At 33.5% G+C, this 19,977-nt stretch carries 21 protein-coding genes; 7 read left to right on the top strand and 14 right to left on the bottom strand.

What is annotated here, in order from left to right; genetic code table 11:
- Nucleotide 1: 1 nt before the first annotated feature.
- The 11 genes from OJ995_RS01330 to trhO form a co-directional block, all read right to left on the bottom strand.
- A complete protein-coding gene (locus tag OJ995_RS01330) occupies nt 2-439 on the bottom strand; it encodes a hypothetical protein (RefSeq protein WP_264367790.1) in 438 nt (145 codons plus the stop codon).
- A gap of 87 nt (nt 440-526) precedes the next feature.
- On the bottom strand, nt 527-769 hold the full coding sequence (locus OJ995_RS01335) for a hypothetical protein (RefSeq protein ID WP_264367791.1): 243 nt from the start codon (nt 767-769) through the stop codon (nt 527-529).
- 11 nt (nt 770-780) lie between these two features.
- Nucleotides 781-1,947: a class I SAM-dependent rRNA methyltransferase gene (locus OJ995_RS01340; RefSeq protein WP_264367792.1), complete on the bottom strand. Its 1,167-nt coding sequence runs from the start codon at nt 1,945-1,947 to the stop codon at nt 781-783.
- Nucleotides 1,948-2,017: 70 nt separating this feature from the next.
- Entirely contained in the window at nt 2,018-2,677 is a 660-nt protein-coding gene (locus OJ995_RS01345; RefSeq protein WP_264367793.1) for a CoA transferase subunit B, read from the bottom strand.
- A gap of 2 nt (nt 2,678-2,679) precedes the next feature.
- Nucleotides 2,680-3,381: a CoA transferase subunit A gene (locus OJ995_RS01350; protein WP_264367795.1), complete on the bottom strand. Its 702-nt coding sequence runs from the start codon at nt 3,379-3,381 to the stop codon at nt 2,680-2,682.
- An 18-nt stretch (nt 3,382-3,399) separates the two neighbouring features.
- Nucleotides 3,400-5,691 carry a penicillin-binding protein 1A gene (locus tag OJ995_RS01355; protein WP_264367796.1) on the bottom strand — a complete coding sequence of 764 codons (2,292 nt, stop codon included), beginning with the start codon at nt 5,689-5,691 and terminating at the stop codon, nt 3,400-3,402.
- A 1-nt stretch (nt 5,692) separates the two neighbouring features.
- Nucleotides 5,693-6,190 carry a gliding motility lipoprotein GldH gene (locus OJ995_RS01360; protein ID WP_264367797.1) on the bottom strand — a complete coding sequence of 166 codons (498 nt, stop codon included), beginning with the start codon at nt 6,188-6,190 and terminating at the stop codon, nt 5,693-5,695.
- A complete protein-coding gene (locus tag OJ995_RS01365; RefSeq protein WP_264367798.1) occupies nt 6,171-7,331 on the bottom strand; it encodes a PSP1 domain-containing protein in 1,161 nt (386 codons plus the stop codon). Before OJ995_RS01365 ends, OJ995_RS01360 begins: the two co-directional genes overlap by 20 nt.
- Nucleotides 7,332-7,509: 178 nt before the next feature.
- Entirely contained in the window at nt 7,510-7,740 is a 231-nt protein-coding gene (locus OJ995_RS01370) for a ferredoxin (protein ID WP_026725596.1), read from the bottom strand.
- Nucleotides 7,740-8,981 (bottom strand): peptidase U32 family protein, encoded by a 1,242-nt coding sequence (locus tag OJ995_RS01375; RefSeq protein ID WP_133608982.1) that lies wholly within the window; start codon nt 8,979-8,981, stop codon nt 7,740-7,742. Before OJ995_RS01375 ends, OJ995_RS01370 begins: the two co-directional genes overlap by 1 nt.
- Nucleotides 8,981-10,339: an oxygen-dependent tRNA uridine(34) hydroxylase TrhO gene (gene trhO, locus OJ995_RS01380; protein ID WP_264367799.1), complete on the bottom strand. Its 1,359-nt coding sequence runs from the start codon at nt 10,337-10,339 to the stop codon at nt 8,981-8,983. Before trhO ends, OJ995_RS01375 begins: the two co-directional genes overlap by 1 nt.
- Nucleotides 10,340-10,527: 188 nt before the next feature.
- Here trhO and recA point away from each other — a divergent pair, with 188 nt between their 5' ends.
- The 4 genes from recA (at nt 10,528) to OJ995_RS01400 (ending at nt 14,275) form a co-directional block, all read left to right on the top strand.
- A complete protein-coding gene (gene recA, locus OJ995_RS01385; RefSeq protein WP_133608986.1) occupies nt 10,528-11,532 on the top strand; it encodes a recombinase RecA in 1,005 nt (334 codons plus the stop codon).
- Nucleotides 11,533-11,624: 92 nt separating this feature from the next.
- Nucleotides 11,625-12,035, top strand: a complete 411-nt coding sequence (locus OJ995_RS01390; protein ID WP_264367800.1) for a hypothetical protein — start codon at nt 11,625-11,627, stop codon at nt 12,033-12,035.
- Nucleotides 12,036-12,047: 12 nt separating this feature from the next.
- Nucleotides 12,048-12,590: an RNA polymerase sigma factor gene (locus tag OJ995_RS01395; RefSeq protein ID WP_264367801.1), complete on the top strand. Its 543-nt coding sequence runs from the start codon at nt 12,048-12,050 to the stop codon at nt 12,588-12,590.
- On the top strand, nt 12,587-14,275 hold the full coding sequence (locus OJ995_RS01400) for a hypothetical protein (RefSeq protein ID WP_264367802.1): 1,689 nt from the start codon (nt 12,587-12,589) through the stop codon (nt 14,273-14,275). The genes OJ995_RS01395 and OJ995_RS01400 overlap by 4 nt, the downstream gene beginning before the upstream one ends.
- 89 nt (nt 14,276-14,364) lie before the next feature.
- Here OJ995_RS01400 and OJ995_RS01405 read toward each other — a convergent pair whose 3' ends face one another.
- A complete protein-coding gene (locus OJ995_RS01405) occupies nt 14,365-15,105 on the bottom strand; it encodes a lysophospholipid acyltransferase family protein (RefSeq protein ID WP_133608993.1) in 741 nt (246 codons plus the stop codon).
- Between the two features lie 130 nt (nt 15,106-15,235).
- Between OJ995_RS01405 and trpS the strand changes: the two genes are divergently transcribed.
- On the top strand, nt 15,236-16,204 hold the full coding sequence (gene trpS / locus OJ995_RS01410; protein ID WP_264367803.1) for a tryptophan--tRNA ligase: 969 nt from the start codon (nt 15,236-15,238) through the stop codon (nt 16,202-16,204).
- 61 nt (nt 16,205-16,265) lie between these two features.
- Here the strand turns inward: trpS and OJ995_RS01415 are convergent, their stop codons facing one another.
- Nucleotides 16,266-16,907, bottom strand: coding sequence for a hypothetical protein (locus tag OJ995_RS01415; protein ID WP_264367804.1), 642 nt, complete (start codon nt 16,905-16,907; stop codon nt 16,266-16,268).
- A gap of 44 nt (nt 16,908-16,951) precedes the next feature.
- On the bottom strand, nt 16,952-18,055 hold the full coding sequence (dprA, locus tag OJ995_RS01420) for a DNA-processing protein DprA (protein WP_264367805.1): 1,104 nt from the start codon (nt 18,053-18,055) through the stop codon (nt 16,952-16,954).
- Nucleotides 18,056-18,402: 347 nt separating this feature from the next.
- Here dprA and OJ995_RS01425 point away from each other — a divergent pair, with 347 nt between their 5' ends.
- Both OJ995_RS01425 and OJ995_RS01430 read left to right on the top strand, forming a co-directional pair.
- Entirely contained in the window at nt 18,403-19,344 is a 942-nt protein-coding gene (locus OJ995_RS01425; RefSeq protein ID WP_264367806.1) for an HU domain-containing protein, read from the top strand.
- A gap of 98 nt (nt 19,345-19,442) precedes the next feature.
- Nucleotides 19,443-19,955, top strand: a complete 513-nt coding sequence (locus OJ995_RS01430) for an acyl-CoA thioesterase (protein WP_133609003.1) — start codon at nt 19,443-19,445, stop codon at nt 19,953-19,955.
- Nucleotides 19,956-19,977 lie beyond the last annotated feature (22 nt).

Below are 19,977 nucleotides of genomic sequence, written 5' to 3' on the forward strand. Positions count from 1 at the left end.
TTTATTTAAAATAAGATTCTAATAACGTTATTGATTTTTTGACTTTACTATCAAATGTGAATTTTAGAATTAAGATAAAAACAATCAAAAATGGAAAAAACAACAACACTTGTTTCTCTTGAATTTTAGTATAAATAAACAAAATAAAAAGAGGTTCGACTAATATTATAAACCACAATACTTTTTTCATTATCGAACTTAAATCAAACACTAAGTCGACTTGATTACTATGAATTTTTCCTGAGATTTCTGGGCGAAATTGATTTCTTGGTCCGTAATCAAATGTGGGCTTAATATTAATTTCTCCGCTTAAATTTACATTTCCTTCAAAATCGAATTTAGAATTGTCACGATGAAAATTTTCAACCTTAGCTTGAAGAATTGCAATGATTTCTTCATTTGAAAGTTTTGATTTTATGGTGTGTAATTTTTTGAACATGATTTTAAAATTTAAACGCAAAGGCGCAAAGTTTTTCGCAAAGCACGCAAAATAGGAAACCTGTGAGTAGAAAGACTTGCAGGTTTTTTATTTGATAATTAAAGAATTAGTCATAATTAAGGTCTGATTTAAACCCTCATCAGTTAAATTACCAGTCACCAAAATTTCTTCCTTTTCTAATAATTGTACTTCATCTGATTTGTTATCAAAAAGCACAATAATTTTCCTTTTTATTCCTGTATATTCTATTTCTGCTGATAAATAATAATGTCCACCATAAGCTCCATTAGATAAAACATTATATTCTGAAAATTTATGTTGAAAAATCATTTTACAATACTTTATTCGACAAACAACACCAATCCTTTCAAATAATGACCTTCTGGATGGTAAATATTCGTTGGGTGATCGGGTCCTTGCTCTAATTTGTGTAAAACCCTGATGTTTCTTCCGGTTTCTATGGCTGCTGCTGCAACTGTGTTGTAAAATAAAACATCGTCTATGACTTGTGAGCAAGAGAACGTGAATAGAATTCCGTTGGGTGCTAAGGCTTTAAATCCTGCAATGTTTAAACGTTTGTAGGCTTGCGTTGCGGTGTGTTTACTTTTGATGCTTTTCGCGAAAGCGGGTGGATCTAATACGATGACATCATATTGTTGTGTGTGCTCTTTCATGAAGTTGAACACATCGTCAGCAACTGCTTTATGATTAGCATTTGGAAAATTCAATTCCATATTACTGGCTGCTAAATCTACCGCTTTTTGAGAAATATCTACCGAGGTAACTAATTCTGCTCCTGCGCTCATCGCGTAAATTGAAAATCCTCCAGTGTAGCAAAAGGTGTTTAGCACTTTTTTGCCTTTTGAGAATTCACCTAATAATTTACGGTTTTCGCGTTGGTCTAAGAAGAAACCAGTTTTTTGTCCTTCAACCCAATTTACTGAAAACAAAATGTTGTTCTCTTTGGCAACCGCTTCTGCTTTATTTCCGAATAAGAAATAATCAGTTCCAGTATTCGGTAAAGTTCCTGAGCTTTTGCAATAAATGGTTTCGCAATAGTCTGGAAAATTAGATTTTATGGCTTCAGAAATTTGCTCCATTTGAAGAAAAACACCTGTCGAATGCGCTTGAATCACCCAATTTTTATCGTAATAATCAATAATTAATCCCGAAATGCCATCGCCTTCTCCGTGAATCACTCGGAACGCATTGGTAACTTCAAAATCTAATAACTGAGTGCGCAAATACCAAGCCGATTGTAGTTTGGCTGCCCAAAAGTTTTCAGAAAAAGTCTCTTCGCCGAAAGTCAAAATACGAACTACAATACTTCCTTTATCACTGAAATATCCGGTTCCTAAATGATTGTTTTTCGAATCGACTACATCTACCATTTCGCCATCGTTTATTTCACGACTTACGCCATAAACCGCACCACTGAAAATCCAAGGGTGACGACGTTGAATAGATTTTTCTTTACCTGATTTTAGAATTACTTTTGGTAAGCTCATTTTCTTTAAAATATATAAAAACCTGACAGGTTAGAGTAACCTATCAGGTTTAAAATTATAAACTCTTTTATTAATCGATTTTCATTTCCGGAATTTCTCCTTCAATGATTAAATCGGCTTCAGTTGCTTTGATAATATCTTCTACTGAAACACCTGGCGCTCTTTCTAACAATTTGAAACCATTTGGAGTGATTTCTAAAACGGCTAATTCCGTAACAACTTTTTTCACACAACCAACACCGGTTAATGGAAGCGTACATTTTTTAAGAATTTTTGATTCTCCAGCTTTGTTTACGTGCATCATAGCTACGATAATATTTTCTGCTGAAGCTACTAAATCCATAGCGCCACCCATTCCTTTTACCATTTTTCCTGGAATTTTCCAGTTGGCAATATCTCCATTTTCAGAAACTTCCATCGCACCTAAAATAGTTAAATCTACTTTTTGCGCACGAATCATTCCAAAACTAAAAGCAGAATCAAAGAAACTTGCTCCTGGCAAAGTGGTAATCGTTTGTTTTCCTGCGTTGATGATGTCAGCATCTTCTTCTCCTTCAAAAGGAAATGGCCCCATACCTAAAACTCCATTTTCCGACTGAAATTCTACTGAAATATCGGTACGAACGTAATTGGCAACTAAAGTTGGGATTCCGATTCCTAAGTTTACATAGTAACCGTCTTTAACTTCTTGTGCTATTCTTTTTGCGATTTGATTTTTATCTAATGCCATGATTAACTTCTTTGTCTAACAGTTCTTTGTTCAATTCTTTTCTCAAATTTCTCACCTTGGAAAATACGGTTTACCATAATTCCAGGAATGTGAATTTCGTTTGGATTTAAAGTTCCTGCTGGTACTAATTCTTCAACCTCAGCAATAGTGATTTTTGCAGCACCTGCCATACAAGCGTTGAAATTACGAGCCGTTCCTTTGAAAATAAGGTTTCCTGCTTCGTCACCTTTCCATGCTTTTACGATAGAAAAATCAGCTTTGTAAGCCAATTCCATCACGTGCATTTTTCCGTTGAATTCGCGTGTTTCTTTTCCTTCGGCAACTTCCGTTCCGAAACCTGCTGGAGTAAAGAATGCTGGAATTCCGGCTTGAGCAGCACGACATTTTTCAGCTAAAGTTCCTTGTGGAGTTAATTCTACATCTAATTCTCCTGAAAGCATTTGACGTTCAAATTCAGCGTTTTCTCCCACATAAGAAGAAATCATTTTTTTGATTTGACGTTTTTGTAATAGTAATCCCAATCCGAAATCATCCACACCTGCGTTGTTTGAAATACAAGTTAGATTGGCTACATTTTTATTTACTAATTCAGCAATACTGTTTTCGGGAATACCACAAAGACCAAAACCACCTAACATGATAGTTTGTCCGTCTTGAATTCCTTCCAACGCTTCTTTAACGTTATTAACTTTTCTAGAAATCATATTTTGGTTTGTTGTTGTTTATAATCCGAATTCGTCCATGTCTGGCTCGTCTGTTGGAACAGCTGTGGTATCAACTACTTTTTTAGGTGTCCAACAATCTACTTTTATTTGCAAATCTTCTGGTTTTTCAAATGGTTCTTTCGATACATCTAAATCACTATCGGCATAACATTTTTTCATGAAGATTCCCCAAATAGGTAATGCCATAGTAGCTCCTTGACCTAATCTTGTGGCTCTAAAGTGAGCTGCTCTATCTTCGTTTCCTACCCAAACTCCTGTGGCTAAATTAGGTACCATTCCAATAAACCACCCATCTGAGTTGTTTTGTGAAGTTCCTGTTTTTCCTGCAATTGGATTTCCAAAACTATAATCGTATTGGATGAATCCGCCACCACCATATTTTAAACGAGCTCCTGTTCCTGAACTAGTAACCCCTTCCATTAATTTCACAACAGCATAGGCAACATCTTTGTTCACAACATCTTTAGTAAATGGTACAGGTTGATCGATTATCACTCCGTTTTTATCTTCAATTTTAATAATAAACGTTGGCTTTACATATACTCCTTGATTAGCAAACGTACTCATTGCACCAACCATTTGTTCCACAGTAATATCTACAGCACCCAGGGCAATAGACGGTTGTTCCGGAATATCAGATGTAACTCCCAATTCTTTCGCCATGTCAACAACTGCTTTTGGTCCCACTCTGTCAATTAATTTAGCTGAAACCGTATTCACCGAATTTGCTAATGCTTTTTGTAATGTAATGGTTCCTCTATAATTGCCATCGGAATTTTTTGGCGACCAATCAGCATCGATTCCCCATTTGCCTTTTGGCATGGTGAAATAACTATCAATAATAGAATCACAAGGCGACATTCCTAATTGTTCGATAGCAGTTGCATACAAAAATGGTTTAAAAGTAGAACCTACTTGTCTTGCTCCTTGCCCAACGTGATCGTATTGGAAATATTTGTAATTAACTCCTCCAACCCAGGCTTTAATGTGACCATTTCTTGGTTCCATAGCCATCATCCCTGTTTGCAACATGTGTTTGTAGTAAATGATGGAATCTTTTGGTTTCATGATGGTGTCTTTTTCACCTTCATATGTAAAGATTTTCATTTTAGCTGCTACATCAAAAGACTTAATAATTTCTTCCTCAGTTTTTCCATTCAAGTCCATTTTTCTCCAACGCTCTGAATTTTTCATGGCTTGCATCATGATTTGCTGCGTTTGCTCTGGAGTAATATCTACAAATGGGGCATTTTCTTTGTCTTTGGCATTAATGAAGAATTCTTTCTGTAAATTTTTCAAGTGCTCGGTTACCGCTTCCTCTGCATATTGTTGCATTTTTGAATCGATGGTCGTGTAGATTTTTAAACCATCTCGATACAAATCATATTCTGTTCCATCTGGTTTTAAATGATCTTTCACCCATTTCTTCATGTAATCTCTTAGATATTCTCTGAAATAAGTAGCGCTTCCTTCGGAATGACTTTCAGGTTTAAAATCTAACTTGATAGGAAGTTTTTTTAGTTCTTCTTTTTTTGATTCGGTAATTACACCATTTTTAACCATTTGACCTAAAACCGTATTTCTTCGGTCTAGAACCAATTTTGCTCTTTTTTTTCGGTTTGGATTATATAAAGATGGGTTTTTTAACATTCCGATGAATAAAGCTGACTCCTCAATAGTTAAATCTTTTGGTTCTTTATTCATATAAATTTTAGCCGCTGAACGAATTCCAACCGCACCATTTACAAAATCTACTTGATTTAAGTAAAGCGCAATGATTTCTTGTTTGGTATATTGACGTTCCAAACGGATAGCAATAATCCATTCTTTTACTTTTTGAATTACTCTGAATAAAATGAATTTTGAACCTTCTCCGTGGAATAAATTTTTAGCTAACTGCTGGGTTAGTGTACTTGCTCCTCCATCTCGACCTAATCTAACAACTGCACGTAAAGTTCCTTTGGCATCAATTCCTGAGTGTTCGTAAAAACGTTCGTCTTCTGTTGCTACAAGTCCTTTTACTAAATGTTGTGGAAGTTCGTGATATTTAACTGGAGTTCTATTTTCTTTATAAAATTTACCAATTACTACTCCATCTGAAGAAATAATTTCTGTTGCAACATTTGAATCTGGATTTTCCAAATCATCAAACGAAGGCATTTTTCCGAAAAACCCCCAAGAAGCAAATAAAAATAATAAAATGATTCCCAAAAATCCGTACATAAAAAGTTGCCAAAACTTTCTTTTGTATTCGGAATAATCGTTAGTAACTGCTTTTTTAGTAGCCATGTTATTTGATTTTTTCTATTCTTAAACCTAATTCTGTAATTCCTTTTAGTTCTGACACACCATCAACTTTTCCAGTTTCTCTCACTGCCTGAACTACCTCAACATTATATTTTCCTATTCTTTTAAATCTGAAATTCTTTAAATACCACAACTTACTTTCCTTAACGTCTGAAAAACCTTCTCCTAATAGCGTTCCATCTGGATTTGCCATTAGGTATTCCAAAGTATCCACCGCAATAGTTGGTTTTTTACCTGGTTCTTTCATTGTTACAATCAAATACATGTTGTTGAACGGATAATCGTTGTTGTTTCTCACATTTAAAAATAAATGATACGGATTTACCGTGTCTTTTTGTTCAAATGCAAAACGCAACGTGTCTGATTTTTTCCAAGAACCGTCTAACTCTTTGTATTCGCTAAAAAATTGCTTTTCATCGCAAGAGAAAAAAAGCAAAGCAAACAGTATTAATCCAATAAATTTAGTCTTTTTTAGGAGCATTTTTGAAATTTGATGGTTTACGTTTTTTGTTTTTATTGTTATTCTTTTTCTTAGGTTGATCAAAACGTGTTAAACTATCTTGACCTACTACATTTTCGAATTTTTTCTCTACTTCTTGAACCGTTTCTACCACATAATCTTCCAAAGCCGCCACACGTTCTTTTTTCTTATTGATGGCTAAAATTTCTTTCACTTTTGCTACTGGTAAAACCATCCATTGTGCTGGAGCATTTGCATAAGAGAACCACATAATTTCCTTAAAAATATCAATTTTCTGACAATATGCATCGCCTTTTTCGGTATACAATTTGGTTTCCATATCAGGCATATCTTTCAATGCATCCAAATAAGTATCCAATTCGTAATTCAAACAACACTTTAATTTTCCACATTGTCCTGCTAATTTTTGTGGATTTAAAGACAACTGTTGGTAACGTGCTGCCGAAGTATTTACACTTCTAAAATCGGTTAACCAAGTAGAACAACACAATTCTCTTCCGCAAGAACCAATTCCTCCTAAACGAGCTGCTTCCTGACGGAAACCTACTTGTTTCATTTCGATTCTGATTTTGAAATCTTGTGCAAATTCTTTAATTAACTGACGAAAATCGACTCTGTCATTTGCCGTGTAATAAAACGTTGCTTTTGAACCATCACCTTGAAATTCTACATCAGAAATTTTCATTTCTAACTTCAAATTAATAGCGATTTCGCGAGCACGCATACGCACCGCTTCTTCTTTATTTCGAGCTTCTGTCCAAATATCGATATCACGTTGTGATGCTTTTCTATAGATTTTAGCTAATTCTTTGTCTGGATTATCGCCTTTCTTCTTCATTTGAATTTTAACCAATTCTCCTGTTAAAGTTACAATCCCAATATCGTGACCTGGAGAAGCCTCCGTAGCAACAATATCGCCAATAGCTAAAGTTAGCTTTTCTGTATTTCTGAAAAATTCTTTTCTTCCGTTTTTGAAACGGATTTCAGCAGCATCAAAAGGCGCCTGACCTCCTGGTAATGTCATGTTTGACAACCAATCAAAAACCGAAAGTTTGTTGCAGCTATCGGTGCCACAAGTCCCATTATTATTACACCCCTTTGGTGCACCACCATCAGCGGTTGAACAGTTTGTACATGCCATAATTTAAATATATAGTGATTGTCCTTAAGCGGACTACGTTTCAAAACGTTTTTGAGCGTAAAGATATTGATTTTTTATGGAAACTTTCAAATTCAATCTTTTGAAGTTGCACAAAAACAAAAAACCTATCTCATTATAAAACGAAATAGGTCTTTATATAGTATTGTAAACCAAAAAATTATGTTTCTTTCACGGTAATTATGTGAACGGGACAAGCCTTTGCTGCTAATTCACAATTTTCAACAATGGTGTGGTCTGCAGATTTTAAAGTGTGAAAACCTTTGGCATCAACCGATTTTATTAACACCGATTTTCCGTCTTTTTTTGACATTTGAAATTGTGCTGGTGCCATTTCTACACAATAATTGCAACCAATGCATTTGTCTCTTTGAAGGGTAACAACAACCATTAGTTTTCTACAATTTTATACATTTTATCCGATAAACGAATGCGGAACGGCACTTTTAAAGTACAACTATCTCCTTTAGTTGCTTTTTCAGAAGTGGCATCATTCACAAAAAAATCTTCTAAAATTAATTCTTGTGCTCCAGTTGATGGACCTGTGATTAGAATTTTATCGCCTTTTTTGATATCATAGGCTTCAATTTTGAATTCGGCTATGCTTGATTTTGGGAAATAATGCATTCCTTTTCCAACGTATACTTTTTTCTGAGTTGCATTGGAACCGGGATTATCCGACCATTCGCCTAATTTTTGTCCCAAATAATAACCGCTCCAAAAACCACGATTGTAAACAGTTGCCAAAGCTTCCATCCAAGTGTTGATTTTTTCTTTGGTAAACGTTCCTTCGTAATACGAATCGATAGCTTCGCGATAGGTTTTGATAACCGTTGCTACATAATCAGCTGCACGTCCACGACCTTCAATTTTTAAAACTTTTATTCCTGAATCGATTACTTGATCTAGAAAATCTAATGTACATAAATCTTTTGGCGACATTAAATATTCGTTATCAACTTCAATTTCAAAACCAGATTCTTGGTCAATAACGGTATATTTTTTACGACAATTTTGCTTGCAAGCACCCCGATTTGCTGATGAATTATGCGAATGTAAACTCAAATAACATTTTCCAGAAACCGCCATACACAAAGCGCCGTGACCAAAAATTTCAATTTCAACTAAATTACCGCTTGGACCTTTTACTTGTTCTTTTTCGATGTCTTCGGTGATTTTTTTTACTTGACGCAAACTCAACTCGCGAGACAATACAATCGTATCGGCAAACATAGCGTAGAATTTTACCGTTTCTATATTAGTCACATTCAATTGCGTAGAAATATGAACTTCGATTCCGATGGTTCTAGCCGTCATAATAACCGCTTGGTCGGATGCAATTACAGCCGTAATTCCTGCTTCTTTAGCTTTAGTCAAAAGTGTTTTTACAATCGATAAATCGTGATCGTAGATAATCGTATTTAAAGTTAGATAAGTTCTTACGTTTTTTTCGTTGCAACGACGTGCAATTTCAGGCAAATCGTCTAAAACGAAATTCACTGTTGCTCGAGCACGCATATTTAGTTGTTCAACACCAAAATAAATGGAATCGCAACCATTATCTAAAGCTGCTTGCATAGATTCAAAATTTCCTGCAGGCGCCATTAATTCAATTCTTCCCGAAGTTGTCATTAGCCAATAATTTTAAATAATTTATCAGATAATCTTACTCGGAAAGGTACTTCAAAAGTTATTTTATCGCCAACTTTAGCTACTGAATTTTCAGTTCCGTTTACGAACATTTTTTCTAAAACCAATTCTTGGTTTCCAGTTGTTGGTCCTGAAATTAAAATTTTGTCGCCAACATTTAATTCTTGATTTTCTATAACGAAAAGTCCCACTTGTGCTTTCACATAATAATGTTCGGCTTTACCAAGCAATACTTTTTTTACTTTTATCTTCTGGCGAATATCTTTCGTTTTTTCGGCAACAGCCAAAGGTTTGTCTGACAATTCTCCAGAATGTTTGAATTTTAAATTCTCTGATTTTCCTTTTCGGAAAACTTTATTACCTACTTGTTTTCCTCTACGAAGTTTAACTTGTTCGGCTAATGGTAAATGTGTGATTTCTAAACATTCTGTAGAACAACAATTTTCCATAGCTGCTTTACATTCGTCACATTGGATGAACAATAAGTGGCAACCATCGTTTAAACAATTGGTGTGATTGTCGCAAGGTTTTCCACATTGGTGACATTGTGAAACGATATCGTCAGTAATTCTTTCACCTAATCTGTGGTCGAAAACAAAGTTCTTTCCGATGAATTTACTTTCTAAACCTTCCTCTTTAAGTTGCTTAGCATAATTGATAATTCCGCCTTCTAATTGGAATACATTTTTAAAACCTTGATGTTTGAAATAAGCTGAAGCTTTCTCGCAACGAATTCCTCCGGTGCAATACATCACTAGGTTTTTATCTTCTTTAAAGTCTTTTAATTGTTCGTTGATGATTGGTAAACTTTCTCTAAATGTTTCCACATCTGGAGTTATAGCCCCTTTAAAATGACCAATTTCACTTTCGTAATGATTTCTAAAATCAACTACAATCGTATTTGGATCTTCTAATATTTGGTTGAATTCTTTAGCTTTTAAATGCACACCAATATTCGTAACATCAAACGTTTCATCGTTCAAACCATCAGCTACGATTTTGTCACGAACTTTTACGGTTAGTTTTAAAAACGAATGATCGTCGTGTTCTACAGCAACATTCAAACGAATGCCTTTCATAAAATCGTAGGCTTCTAAAGTTTCACGAAAAGCTTCAAAGTTTTCGGCAGGAACACTCATTTGAGCATTAATTCCTTCTTTGGCTACATACGTTCGACCAAGAGCATCGAGCTTGTTCCATTCGATAAATAAATCGTCGCGAAATTTTTTTGGATCTTCAATTTTGGCATACGCATAGAAAGATAATGTAAGACGTTGTTTTCCGGCTTCATCAATTAATTGAGCTCTTTCTTCTGCGCTTAAGGTGTTATACAGTTGCATGCTATAAACGTTTAAGTGAGAAATATGTTGTGAATTCTAAATGGAAGAATTCGAGGGCAAAGGTAATAAAATTGATTAAAAATCAAATCTTTAAATGAATTGGAAAACATATTAACAATTTTTGGCACAATTGAAAAAAGCTGTATTTTTACAAAAAAAGAATTGTAATCAATTTAAAGCCAAATATTATGAGTTCAGACAAAGAAGCAAAATTAAAAGCCTTACAACTAACATTAGACAAACTTGACAAAACGTACGGAAAGGGAACAGTAATGAAACTTGGCGATAGCGCAGTGGAAGAAGTAGAGTCTATTCCTTCAGGTTCATTAGGTATTGATTTGGCACTTGGAGTAAATGGTTACCCAAGAGGAAGAATCATTGAAATCTACGGACCAGAATCGTCAGGTAAAACTACGTTAACATTACACGCCATTGCAGAAGCTCAAAAGGCAGGAGGAATTGCAGCATTTATTGATGCGGAACATGCATTTGATCGTTTTTATGCAGAAAAATTAGGAATCGATATTGATAACTTAATTATTTCACAACCTGATAATGGAGAACAAGCATTAGAAATTGCCGAAAGTTTAATCCGTTCGGGAGCAGTTGATATTGTTGTTATTGACTCGGTTGCAGCTTTAACTCCAAAAAGTGAAATTGAAGGTGATATGGGTGATTCTAAAATGGGATTACACGCGCGTTTGATGTCACAAGCATTGAGAAAATTAACTGGAACGATTCATAAAACAAACTGTACCGTTTTCTTCATTAACCAATTACGTGATAAAATTGGAGTTATGTTTGGAAGTCCAGAAACTACAACTGGAGGTAACGCATTAAAATTCTATGCTTCAGTTCGTATCGATATTCGTAAATCGACTCAAATCAAAGATGGAGATAATGTTTTAGGTAACAGAACTAAAGTAAAAGTAGTTAAAAACAAAGTAGCACCGCCTTTCAGAACAGCAGAATTTGACATTATGTATGGTGAAGGAATTTCAAAAGTAGGTGAAGTATTAGACTTAGCTGTAGAATTTGAAATCATCAAAAAAAGTGGTTCTTGGTTCAGTTATGGCGAAACTAAATTGGGTCAAGGTAGAGATGCTGTAAAAGCATTAATTAAAGACAACCCAGAATTAATGGACGAATTAGAACAAAAAATCAAAGATCTAATCAAAGAAAATAACGCTTAAAAATTAAATCACGCCTAGAGCGTGATTTTTTTTATAAATACACGCAACCTTTTAATTAAATTTGAATCTATTAAATATAATAAATCATTAAAATGAAAAAGTTCTTTTTAATACTAAGTATTTTGTTTGTTTTTAACTCATGTAGTTTAGATGACGAGCCAAAATCAGAATATGTGCTACTGCCTGTAGAATCGGTTGAAATGCCAGCTACTGGTTTTAACATAAATGAAGTAAATTATATTAAGGTCAGATACAGAAGACCTACAACTTGCCATTTGTATGACGATTTTTACATCGAAAAAGATGGCTACACAAGAACTGTTGCAATTAGAGCCATTAAACTAAATGAAAACAATTGTGAAGATGCTACAGAAGAAGGTCCTTATGAAGTGGAATTGGCGTTTAAACCAACTGAAGTTGAAACTTATACATTTAAGTTTTGGACAGGAACAAACGGTCAAGGTGTTGATGAATATATAACAGAAGATGTCGTAATTAATTAATACAATTACAGTTTGATTTTAGAGCAACTCATAAATGAATGTACTAAAAACAATACCAAAGCACAAGAACAACTTTATCACTTATTAGCGCCGAAGTTGTTTGCTGTGTGTTTGAAGTATTCGAGAAGTTATGAGGAAGCACAAGATAATTTACAAGAGAGTTTTTTAGTGATTTTTGACAAAATAAATCAATATAAAAATTCAGGTTCTTTTGAAGGTTGGGCAAAACGAATTGTAATAAATTATACATTACAACAATATCGGAATCAAAAAGTATTTGAAATTATTTCAGAGAAAATTCCAGATACAGATGATGTGGAAATAGACGACGAAAATGTATCTATAGAATTTCTTACTCAAATAATTCAATCTTTGCCAGACCGATACAGATTGGTTTTTAATTTATATGTGATGGATGATTATTCGCACAAAGAAATTGCTGAGATGTTAGGTATCAACATAGGAACATCAAAATCAAATTTAGCGAGAGCTAAAGCCATATTAAAAGACAAAATTGAATCGAATAACAACTATTCAATTAAAAAGACAAAATGAAAGATCAGAAAAATATAGAACGATTATTCCAAGAAAAATTTAAAGACTTTGAAGCCACGCCGCCTCAAGGCTCTTGGGATACAATTGCTTCTCGATTAAATGAAAAGAAAAAGAAAAAAAGAGTGGTGCCATTTTGGTTTCAACTATCTGGTATTGCTGCTTCATTATTCATTATTGGTACTTTAATTTGGAATTTCCAATCAACGGAAAACACATCTCCATTTAATACCACTAATCAAACGGTTGTTGGTGTTGAAAATGAAAATAATGATAGTCAAAATTCAAACTTAAATTCTCAAGACAACAATGCTTTAAATACGAATGTAAACAATCAGAATGTTTCAACTGAAGAGAAGAAGAACACAACAGAAAGTAAAAGTTCAAAATTTGACTCTGATTTAATACATTCAAAAAAATCAAACAATCGAGTTGTTTCAAACGAAAATAAAAACATTCGCTCTAAGGAAAAAAACAATAAAACTAATCGTTCAATTATATCTGATACTAAAAAGAATAAAACCGGAATTCGTTACAACAATAATACAAAAGAATCTAATTCAATTATTGTAGCTAATTCTAAAAAATCAAAAGCGAAAAGAAACAAAACTAAATATGAAACTTTAATTTCAAATGAAGATATTCTTCTTTTATCTGATGATAAAAATAATAATACAAACAATTGGGTTGGAACTAAAAATTCAAAAAAGAAATCAAATCAAAATGAAAAAATTAATGCTGAAAAGATAGATTCGTTTTTTGATAAAAACCAAACTGATACAAATTTCGTAAATACAATTAATGATACTGAGAAAAAAAGCACCGACACCATAAATGTCATTGTAGTTTCATCAGAAAGTGTCATAAATAACGATAGTACGCTAGTGGCTGAAGTTTCTCCAGAAATTAATCCATTAGAAGAACTGCTAAAAGAAAAAGAGGCTGGGAAAAATGAAGATGAAAAAGAAAAAGAAAAAAGAAGTAGATGGGCGGTAAGTACAAACGCATCGCCCGTTTATTTTAATTCAATTGCTGAAGGTTCCTCATTAGATAGCCGTTTTAATGCCAATCAAAAAGAATACAACAATACAGTAAGTTATGGTGTTGGTGTTAATTATGCTATCAATAACAAACTAACTTTAAAAACAGGTGTAAACAATTTAAGTCTTGATTATAATACTTCAGACATTAGTTTTTATCAAGCTACTACAACAAAACCAATACAAAATGTAGCTACAAATGCACGAGGTAAAATGATTAACATCGAAAGCAAACTCGAAGACAATGGTACCTTTATTTCTGTATCTGGCAATCTTTTAAATAAATTTGATGGAGCAATCAATCAACAAATTAGTTATGTAGAAGTTCCTTTAGAGTTAGGTTATAAAATTTTAGATAGAAAATTTGGAATAGAAATCATTGGAGGATTAAGTACTTTGATTTTAAATGACAATTCGGTATCTATTGTTTCAAACGGACAAGAAATGACTATTGGTGAAGCCAATAATCTAAACAATATACATTTTAGTAGCAATGTCGGTTTGGGTTTTAAATATAATTTTTGGAAAAGCTTTAATGCTAATTTCCAACCTATGTTTAAATACCAAATCAATACTTTTAGTGAAAATTCCGGTAACTTCAAGCCTTATTTTATAGGCTTGTATACCGGAGTAAGTTTTAGTTTTTAAGCTTTGTTGGTTAAGCTTAAATTTTTAGTTAAGTTGTTTCGTTTCTAGTTAAAATGAAACTGAGAAAGTCCAAATGCGTTTGGACTTTTTTATTTTAAATCCTCAAGCAACGGTTGTAAAATGATATCTCTTACTTGTTGTTTCAATGCGTTTCTATCTTCTAACGTTTTCCCTTTAGTTTCAATTATCGGATAAATTTTAGCGCGCATTTTTCCTGGAGTTCCACTGAAGAAAGTATAAGAAAAACGTTTTTTATTATCAAAAAATACCATTGGAACAATTGGCAATCCATGCTCAATGGCAATTCTGAAAGCACCATCTTTAAATTCATCTAACACAATGTGCTCCTCTGGAACGCCACCTTCTGGAAAAATACAAATACTCAAACCTTGATGAATTCTTTTTTGAGCACGCTCAAAAACTTGATAACGACTTTTACTGTTTGCTCTATCAACCAAAATACAAACGCGTTTATAAATAAATCCAAAAATTGGAATCTTAGCCAATTCTTTCTTTCCCACAAAAACAAACGGGTGATTTTTAACCGCAATCAACATCAACATAATATCGGTCATTGAAGTATGATTAGCTACTAACATATAACTTTTTCCATCTTCAAAAACTTCATCGCCTTCAATAGAATAATTAAAACCCATTCCAATTAAAATAATCTTAGACCATAACCTCGCAATTTTAAAAAATAACGGATAGGTTTTCTCGCTTAAGATCGTAGCCAAAATAAAAGGAAACAGTACAATGATTGGAACTAAAACCAAGATGTAAAACCAAATTCGATATAATAATGTAAGCGGATATTTTAAAAATTTCATTTAGCAAGTTTATTTGATTTCCAAAAGTAATCATTTATATAAAACCTATCTCTTTTTACTTTTCTGTTTTTACTTTACATTTGCATTTCTAAATAACAACTTAGCAACGCTTAGCGTTAAAACAAAAACAATGGCAAAAATCTTAACCGGAGTTCAAAGTACAGGAACACCACACTTAGGAAATTTATTAGGAGCAATTATTCCTGCTATTCAAATGGCAAACAATCCTGATAACGAGTCTTTTCTTTTTATTGCCGATTTGCATTCGATTACGCAAATCAAAAATGGAGCAGAATTAAGACAAAACACCTATAGTACGGCTGCAGCTTGGCTAGCTTGTGGTTTAGATACAAACAAAATTGTTTTTTATCGCCAATCGGATGTGCCTCAAACTACTGAGCTTTCTTGGTATTTGAGTTGTTTTTTTCCATTCCAGCGTTTAACCTTAGCACATTCTTTCAAAGATAAAGCAGATAGATTAGAAGATGTAAATGCCGGATTATTTACCTATCCAATGCTAATGGCAGCCGATATTTTATTGTATGATGCCAATATTGTACCCGTTGGAAAAGACCAAATGCAACACATTGAAATAACAAGAGATGTAGCCTCAAGATTTAATCATCAAATGGGCGAAACCTTTGTGTTGCCAGAAGGAAAAACTTCTGAAGATACCATGTTAATTCCAGGTACCGACGGACAAAAAATGAGTAAATCGAGAAACAATTTCATTAATATTTTTGTGGATGACAAAGCGCTTCGCAAACAAATTATGGGGATTCAAACCGATAGTACTGCATTAGAAGATCCAAAAAACCCAGACACTTGTAATTGTTTTGCTTTGTACAAATTATTAGCAACAACAGAACAAACAGAAGTAATGAAAGCCAATTATTTGGGCGGAAATTACGGCTACGGTCACGCGAAACAAGCTTTATTTGAATTAATCGTTGAGAAATTCAAAACCGAAAGAGAAAAATACAATTACTACATAAACAACTTAGAAGAAGTAGATAAATTATTACTTGAAGGCGCTGCAAAAGCAAGTGCTGTAGCGAATGGTGTTTTGAAAAGAGTTAGAGAGAAGTTGGGATATTAATAAAATTCAAATTTCAATATATAAAAACCTCAAAGTTTAGAAGTCTAAATTTTGAGGTTTTTTATTCTTTAATGATTTTTTCAATTTTCCATTTATTCTCCTTTTGTGAGAAATTACAAAATACGTTATAGTGATAATACATTTTATTACATTGGAAATAAGCTTTTCCATTTTTGTGTATTAAAACTCTACTCAACCCAGAAAGTGGAAGATGTTCATTATCTCTTACACCACCTTCAAAAGTGTATTTGTAAGAAACTAAAGTAACATCAAGTTTTGATTTTTCAAATTCATTTTTACTTAATTTACGCTCAGGTAATGAATCATATTCATATTTAAAATCTTCATTAAATGGCTTATTTACTGAAAGTAAAGTGTCAATAACTGCGTACTTATATTTTTTAAATTCATCAATTTTTTTGATTGCAATTTCAATGTTTTGTTTGAGTTTTGATTTAAAAGTAATCCAATCCTCATCACGTTTCTTATTCAATTGTTGAATCTCTTCTTTAGAAAATTTCAAACTATCTGTTTCTAAAGGTGGAGGTAGAAACATATTTTGATTTTGATTTAATTCATACTTTGCAATTTCCGGCAACACATCGCACAAAACCTCCGCTTCTAATTCTTCATAGGTTTTTTCTTTCTCGGTGCAAGAGAATAAAAACAAAACTATCGTTAAGATACTGAGTGTTTTTTTCATGTTCTAAATTTAGTAATTTCAATCAAAAAATAAGCCAAAAAAAATCAAACCACTTCAAACATTTTTCCAGGCAAAGGTCTAATCACTCCTTTTAATTCCATGTTCAACAAAATGGAAGAAATTCTGTAAATAGGAAAATCACATTCTAAAGCGATGATGTCCATCATTTCTTTTCCAGTTTTTTGAAGGTAATCATAAATGATTTGTTCTTCATCGGTTAAGGTAACGAACAATTGTTTTTGTACTACTTTTTGAGATTCGCGTTGCAATTCCCAATTCAAAATATAAACCAAATCTGCTGCCGAAGTAAGTAAATTAGCGCGTTGTGTTTTAATCAAATTATTGCAACCTTGACTATATTTATCAGTTGTTCTTCCTGGAACTGCGAAAACGTCTCGATTGTAATCGTTGGCTAAATTAGCGGTGACTAACGAACCACCTCTTTCAGCACTTTCAATTACAATGGTTGCTTCGCTAATGCCAGCAACAATGCGATTTCGTTTGATGAAATTTTCTTTATCGGGATTACTGATGCTCCAAAATTCGGTTAAAAATCCACCGTTTTGTTCCATTTTAGCCATGTGTTTTTTGTGCGCTTTCGGATAAATTTGATTCAATCCGTGAGCCAAAACGCCGATAGTTTGCAAACCACAATCCATTGCTATTTGATGTGCATAAATATCTACGCCGTAAGCAAAACCACTAACAATTATTGGATTTAATGGTGAAATTTCTTCAATCAATTTCTTAGTAAATTCCATGCCATACGTCGTAATTTGACGTGTTCCGACAATACTGATAATTCTTCTATTCTGTAAATCGATATTTCCCGCTTGAAATAAAAGTACAGGGCTGTCGTAGCAATGTTTTAATCGTTCGGGATAATTTTCATCTTGAAAATAAGTGGTGGAAATATTTTCTTGCGCAATGAATTGGAGTTCACCTTCCGCTTTTGCAAATACCGATTTGTCTTGCAAATTTTTAATTACAACCGAACCAATGCCGTCAATTTTTTGAAGTTGGGATTTTTTTGAAGCGAAGACTTCTGTAGCATTTCCGCAATGTTGGATGAGTTTTTTGGCGATTACATCTCCTACTCCTTCCACTTGCATGAGCGCAAGCGTGTGGTACAATTCTGACTGTGTCATGGCGTGTATAAAATTTATTTGGCGTATAATTGAAGAACAAAAATAGTTCTTTTTAGCAATAATCCAAAAAAGAAAATAGAAACCTAATTAGCCCTGATTACTTCACGCAGCGTATATTTTTATTTGGTGTTCAGTGAATGCTTCGCATTTGTAGTGAAAATCCTTTTTTATTTGTTGCCTGAGGTTCTCGAAGGCACCAAATAAAAGATTGCAACGTAAAGCAGGAACATGGAAACCAAGAAAACCCAAGCCATTCGCTTCCAATTATTTACAGTAAAAATCGCAATTGTTAATAATTTTTGTTGATAAAATTTTGATATTGCTATTGATTATCTAACTTTGTTGTTATGCTTATAGAAAAACACATATCTGACTTATTATATCGTTATCAGTGCGTTACTGTTCCTGGTTTTGGTGCTTTTTTAACCGAAACTGTGTCCGCTCACGTTACTGGAAGCGCAAGTTCGTTTTTTCCACCTAAAAAAGTGGTTTCGTTTAATGCGAATGTAAAAAATAATGATGGGTTATTGGCAAATCATGTGGCATTACAAGAAAAAATGTCCTACGAATTAGCCGTTATCAAAATTGGTGATGTGGTGAACGAATGGACGTATTTGTTGCAAAACCGCAATCGCGTAGTGTTGAAAAACATTGGCGAAATTTCGGTTAACAATGAAATGAATTGGGTTTTTGAACCAGCAAACACCGTAAATTATTTAACGGATTCGTTTGGTTTGAGCAGCTTTGTTTCTCCAGAAATTACAAGAGAAGTTTTAAAACAAGAAGTAGAAGCTTTAGAAGAAAAAGCACCAATTATTTTTACTCCTGAAAGAAAGAAAGATTACTCGTATTTAAAATATGCAGCTGTTTTTGTAACGATGTTGGGTGCTGGTGGTTTTGGTTACATGACTTACAACAATCAACAAATTGAAACCCAAACTTTAGCAGTTCAGAAAAACGTTCAAGAGAAAGTACAACAACAAATTCAACAAGCGACTTTTCTAATTAATGCACCAGTTGAAGCAGTTGAATTAAGTGTTGCTGCACCAGTTGAAGAAAAAAGGCCTTATCATTTAGTAGCTGGCGCATACAGAAGCGTAGAAAACGCGGACGTAGCAATTGCTGAATTAAACGCAGCAGGTTTTGAAAACGCAAAGATGCTTCCAATGAACAAACTTAAATTATATTATGTAGTTTATGCAAGTTTTAAAACATTAGAAGAAGCGCAAACCGATAGAAAAAACATACAAAAAACACATAATGCAGAAGCGTGGTTAATGATAGAATAATTTTTTAACACTTTGCATAATAATTATTAAAATCCCTGTTTTGGGATTTTTTTATGCATTTTATTTTCAAATTCCTCATTATCTTTGCAAAAAAAACAATGCAACCAAAATTTCCTTCAGAATCGGTAACTACTTTAACCGACTTAGTTTTACCAGGTGAAACGAATCCATTGAACAACTTATTTGGTGGTGAATTGCTAGCTCGTATGGACAGAGCTGCAAGTATTACCGCAAGAAGACATTCGCGTAGAATTTGTGTAACGGCATCTGTGAACCACGTGGCTTTTAATAGAGCTATTCCTTTAGGAAGTGTAGTAACCGTTGAATCTAAAGTATCGAGAACTTTCAATACTTCTATGGAAATTTATATTGATGTTTGGATTGAAGATAGAGAATCAGGAATTAAAAATAAAGCGAACGAAGCTATCTATACTTTCGTCGCGGTTGATGAAACAGGAAGACCAATTCCAGTTCCACCAATTGAACCAGAAACCGAATTAGAAAAACAACGTTACGAAGCCGCTTTAAGAAGAAAACAACTAAGCTTAGTCTTAGCTGGAAAAATGAAACCAAGCGAGGCAACGGAATTAAAAGCGTTGTTTATGGAATAAATTGAGAACCTTCGGGTTCTTT

Source organism: Flavobacterium lacisediminis (genome assembly GCF_025909975.1).
In the GTDB taxonomy this organism is placed as follows: Bacteria; Bacteroidota; Bacteroidia; order Flavobacteriales; family Flavobacteriaceae; genus Flavobacterium; species Flavobacterium lacisediminis.